The 4,936-nt window shown below is 76.3% G+C and carries 3 protein-coding genes; 1 reads left to right on the top strand and 2 read right to left on the bottom strand.

The window, feature by feature from the left end; genetic code table 11:
* A partial coding sequence (locus E1284_RS38395; RefSeq protein ID WP_131945056.1) for an acetyl-CoA carboxylase family protein occupies positions 1 to 3,194 on the top strand: 3,194 nt, incomplete at its 5' end.
* On the opposite strand, the gene E1284_RS38390 is transcribed toward E1284_RS38395, so the two are convergent.
* Both E1284_RS38390 and E1284_RS38385 read right to left on the bottom strand, forming a co-directional pair.
* Positions 3,127 to 3,957: an ABC transporter ATP-binding protein gene (locus E1284_RS38390; RefSeq protein WP_131945055.1), complete on the bottom strand. Its 831-nt coding sequence runs from the start codon at positions 3,955 to 3,957 to the stop codon at positions 3,127 to 3,129. The two genes, E1284_RS38395 and E1284_RS38390, sit on opposite strands and share 68 nt — an antisense overlap.
* Positions 3,958 to 4,041: 84 nt before the next feature.
* Positions 4,042 to 4,845: an SDR family NAD(P)-dependent oxidoreductase gene (locus E1284_RS38385; RefSeq protein ID WP_131945054.1), complete on the bottom strand. Its 804-nt coding sequence runs from the start codon at positions 4,843 to 4,845 to the stop codon at positions 4,042 to 4,044.
* Positions 4,846 to 4,936: the final 91 nt, after the last annotated feature.

Below are 4,936 nucleotides of genomic sequence, written 5' to 3'. Positions count from 1 at the left end.
ACCGCGGCGAGATCGCGCTGCGGATCGTGCGGGCCGCGGCCGAGCTGGGCCTGCGGACGGTCGCCGTCCGCACCCGCGACGACGCCGCCTCGGCGCACGCCCGCCGCGCCGACGAGGTCCGCGGACTGCCCGGCGAGGGCGTCGCCGGCTACCTCGACGCGGACGCGCTGCTCGCCGCCGCGAAGGACGCCGGCGCCGCCGCCGTCCACCCCGGCTACGGCTTCCTGAGCGAGGACGCCGCGTTCGCCGCGCGCTGCGCCGCCGCCGGGCTGGTGTTCGCCGGCCCGCGCCCCGACCTGCTGGAGCTGTTCGGCGACAAGGCGCGGTCGCGGGAGCTCGCGCGCGAGGCGGGCGTGCCGGTGACGCCGGGCACGGCCGGGGCGGTGAGCCTCGCCGGCGCCGAGGCGTTCGCGCGCGAGCACGGGCCCGTGATGCTCAAGGCGCTCGCGGGCGGCGGCGGCCGCGGCATGCGCGTCGTCGCCGATCCGGGGGAGCTGGCCGCCGCGTACGAGCGGTGCCGGTCGGAGGCGCTCGCCTCGTTCGGCGGCGGCGACCTGTACGCCGAGAAGTACGTGCCGCACGCCCGCCACATCGAGGTGCAGGTCGCCGGGGACGGGACCGGCGCGGTCACCCACCTGTGGGAGCGCGACTGCAGCGTCCAGCGGCGCCACCAGAAGCTCATCGAGATCGCGCCCGCGCCCGCGCTGCCGGGTCGGGTCAGGGACGCGCTGCTGGACGCGGCGCTCCGCATGGCCGCCCGCGTCCGCTACGACAGCCTCGGCACGTTCGAGTTCCTCGTCGCGGGCGAGGAGTTCTGGTTCCTGGAGGCCAACCCCCGGCTCCAGGTCGAGCACACGGTGACGGAGGAGATCACCGGCGTCGACCTGGTGAAGGCCCAGATCAGGCTCGCGCTGGGGGAGGACCTCGCGGGCGTCGGGCTGGCCGCGCCGCCGGCCGCGTCCGGCTGCGCCGTCCAGGTGCGCGTCAACACCGAGACGATCGACCCCGACGGCACGCCCCGGCCCCGCGCCGGGACGCTGGCCGCGTTCGCGCCGCCGTCCGGCCCGGGGGTCCGCGTCGACACCTGCGGATACGCCGGCTACCGCACCAGCCTGCGCTACGACCCGCTGCTCGCCAAGGTGATCGCGCGGGCGGAGGACCTGCCGGCCGCCGCCGCGCGGGCGCACGGCGCGCTCGGCGAGTTCGAGATCGCCGGCGTGGCGACGTCCATCCCGCTGCTCCAGGGCGTCTTGCGGCACCCGGAGTTCACGGCCGGCGGCGTGGACACGTCCTTCGTCGCCGACCATCTGGCGGAACTGCTGGACAGCGAGCACCTCCGCTACTACCCCGAGACCGCCGCGCACGAGGCGGAGCCGGAGGCCGTCGCCGTGCCGGACGCGCCGCCCGGCACGGTCGCCGTCCCCGCGCCCATGCAGGGGACCGTCGTGAACGTCGAGGTGGCCGAGGGCGACCTGGTGCGCGCCGGGGAGCCGGTGCTGATCCTTGAGGCGATGAAGATGGAGCACGTCGTCCACGCGGGTCAGGCGGGCGTCGTCCGGGCCTTGGCCGCCGCGTCCGGCGACACCGTCGCCGAGGGCGCTCCGCTGCTGTTCGTCGAACCCGCCGAGGTCGACGGCGACCACACCGCCGAGGAGGACGAGACCGACCTCGACGCGATCCGCGCCGACCTCGCCGAGACGCTGCGGCGGCACGTGATCGGGCTCGACGCGTCCCGTCCCGAGGCGGTCGCCAAGCGGCACGCGCGGGGCCACCGCACCGCCCGCGAGAACATCGCCGACCTGTGCGACCCCGGCACGTTCGCCGAGTACGGCGCCCTCGCGATCGCGGCGCAGCGGCAGCGGCGGTCGCTGGACGACCTCATCGAACGCACCCCGGCCGACGGGCTGGTCTGCGGCATCGGGGACGTGAACGGCGAGAAGGCCGTCGTCATGTCCTACGACTACATGGTCCTGGCCGGGACGCAGGGCCACCAGAACCACCGCAAGACCGACCGGATGCTCGACATCGCCCACCGCCGCCGCCTGCCCCTCGTGCTGTTCGCCGAGGGCGGCGGGGGACGGCCCGGCGACACCGACACCTCCTCGGTGTCCGGGCTGGACGTGACGACCTTCCACGCCATGGGACGGCTCAGCGGCGTCGTCCCGTCCGTCGGGATCGCCTCCGGGCGCTGCTTCGCCGGGAACGCGGCCCTGCTCGGCTGTTGCGACGTCATCATCGCCACCCGCGACGCCAACATCGGCATGGGCGGGCCCGCCATGATCGAGGGCGGCGGCCTCGGCGTGTTCGCGCCCGAGGAGATCGGCCCGATCGGCGACCAGGAGCCCAACGGCGTCGTCGACATCGTCGTGGACGACGAGGCGGCGGCCGTCGACGCGGCCCGCCGCTACCTGTCCTACTTCCGGGGCCCGCGGGAGGAATGGGCGTGCGACGACCAGCGCGTCCTGCGGCACATCGTCCCCGAGAACAGGATGCGCGCCTACGACGTCCGCCGCGCCGTCGCCCACCTCGCCGACACCGGCTCGGTGCTGGAGCTGCGCCGCGCGTTCGGGATCGGGATCATCACCGCGCTGGTGCGGATCGAAGGCCGCCCGATGGGCCTCATCGCCAGCAACCCGGCACATCTCGGCGGCGCCATCGACCGCGACGCCGCCGACAAGGCCGCCCGGTTCCTGCAGCTGTGCGACGCGCACGGCCTGCCCGTCGTGTCCCTGTGCGACACGCCCGGCTTCATGGTCGGCCCGGCCGCCGAGCGGACCGCGACCGTCCGGCACTTCAGCCGCCTGTTCGTCATCGGCGCGAACCTCCGCGTCCCCGTCGTCACGATCGTGCTGCGCAAGGGCTACGGGCTCGGCGCGCAGGCCATGGCGGGCGGCGGGTTCAAGGCGCCGCTCGCGACCCTCGCCTGGCCCACCGGCGAGATCGGCGGGATGGGGCTGGAGGGCGCCGTCCGGCTCGGGTTCCGCAAGGAGCTCGCCGCCGCCGAGGACCCGGAGGCCCTGTTCGAGCAGATGGTCGCCGCGGCCTACGAGTACGGCAAGGCGCTGCACGCGGCCACGGTGTTCGAGCTGGACGACGTCATCGACCCCGCCGACACGCGCCGCTGGATCACGACGGTGCTCGCTGGAGCTCCGCCCGCCGAGGAGCGTCCCCGGGCGTGGATCGACACGTGGTGACGGCCCGGTAGGCGTCCCGCACCCGGGGGTCGGCGCGGACCTCCGCGGGCGCGCCGGCCGCGATCACCCTGCCGCCGTCCAGGACGTGCAGGACGTCGCAGACCCCGAGCACCGGCTCCAGTTCCCGCTCGACGACCAGCACCGCCAGGCCCTCGGCGGCCAGGTCGCGCAGCAGCACCTCCAGGGCGCGCGCGTGCCGCGCCGGCATGCCCGCCCAGGGCTCGTCCAGCAGCAGCACGGCCGGTTCGGCGGCGAGGGCCCGCGCCAGGCCGGTCAGCAGCGCCACGCCGGGCGGCGCCGCCCGCGCGCACCGCTCGGCGTACTCGGCGATGCCGACGCGGGCGAGGATCTCCTCGGCGCGCGGCCCCGCGTCCCGCCGGGCGTCCAGGCGGCGCCGCCACCGGTCCCGCGCCGTCCGGCCCGGGTACTCGCGCGTCAGCGCGTGCCGCGCGGCGGCGGCCCGCACGGTCTCCCGGACGGTGCGCGACCCCGCCGGCCCCGGGGACGTGCGGGCGATTCCGCGCCGGGCCCGCTCGCGCGCCGCGCTGCCGGTCAGGTCGGCGTCGCCGAGGCGGACGGTGCCGGCCGCCGGGCGGCGCAGCCCGGCGATCACGTCGCACAGCGTCGTCTTGCCCGCGCCGTCCGGGCCGACCAGCCCGGTCACCGCGCCGGGCGGCGCGGTGAGCCCGGCGCCGTCCACGGCCGTCAGCCCGCCGAACCGGACCGTCACGCCGCTGACCTGAAGCCCTGCTGGAGCAGCCATCCGCACCTCGCGGCTCACTGTGATGTGGATCACTCCCGGATGCACACCCTACTGACCCGCGGGGGAGGCGGCAACGGCCGGCGCTCAGGGCGCCGGGCGCTCCAGCCGGTCGCGGGTCCACTCCTTGACCCCGGCGATGAACGCGTCGACGTCGGCGGCCTTGCCGGACGCCATCTCGTCGAACCAGCCCGGCACGTACTGCTCGAACTTCCCGCCGTCCAGGGCCGCGAGGACGGCGTCGGCGACCTGCTGCGGCGGCAGCGCGTCGGAGACGTCGCTCAGCGGCGGCTCGTTGCCGGGCAGCGTGAACAGCTCGGTACCCGCGATGAGCGCGGGCTGGACCACGTGGGCCTGCACGCCCGTGCCGTCCAGGTCGACGGCCATGCTCTCCCAGAACGCGGTCAGCGCCGCCTTGGACGCCCCGTAGGCGCCCTCGTGCGGCGGGCCGAGCCGCGCCGCGACCGACCCGATCGCCACCAGGTGCCCGCGCCCGCGCCCGATCATGCCGGGCAGCAGCGCCAGCGTCAGCCGCACGGGGGAGGAGTAGTTCAGCCGCATCACGCCCTCGGCCTCGGCCGGGGTCAGGTCCTGGACGCGGCGCCGCTTCGGCATCCCCGCGTTGTTCACCAGCACGTCCACGCCGCCGAACGCGCGCTCCACCGCCTCCGCCAGCTCCGCGATCCCGTCGAGGTCGCCGAGGTCGGCCGTCCACATCGCCGAGTCGGGGGAGTGCTCGCGGCACCGAGCGAGGACCTGCTCCAGCCTGTCCTTGCGCCGCGCCACCAGCGCCACGCGGGCGCCCGCGGCGGCGAGCGCCTCGGCGACGACCGCGCCGATGCCGGACGAGGCCCCCGTGACCAACGCCGACCGTCCCGTCAAAGACACCATGCCGCCCAACGTCACACACCCCGGCCCGGCCGGGCAAGGCGAAGCGCCGCCGGGCCCGCGCATCGGCCGGTAAGGTGGTGGGTTTCGCCCC

It is taken from the genome of Actinomadura bangladeshensis (genome assembly GCF_004348335.1).
GTDB classification, from domain to species: Bacteria; Actinomycetota; Actinomycetes; order Streptosporangiales; family Streptosporangiaceae; genus Spirillospora; species Spirillospora bangladeshensis.
The sequence above is the reverse complement of the archived record's forward strand: the minus strand, read 5'-3'. Positions and strand labels throughout refer to the sequence as shown.

Coding starts and splice junctions, on each gene's coding strand:
- E1284_RS38390 (WP_131945055.1), bottom strand. CDS start 3,957: ATGGCTGCTCCAGCAGGGCTTCAGGTCAGCGGCGTGACGGTCCGGTTC.
- E1284_RS38385 (WP_131945054.1), bottom strand. CDS start 4,845: ATGGTGTCTTTGACGGGACGGTCGGCGTTGGTCACGGGGGCCTCGTCC.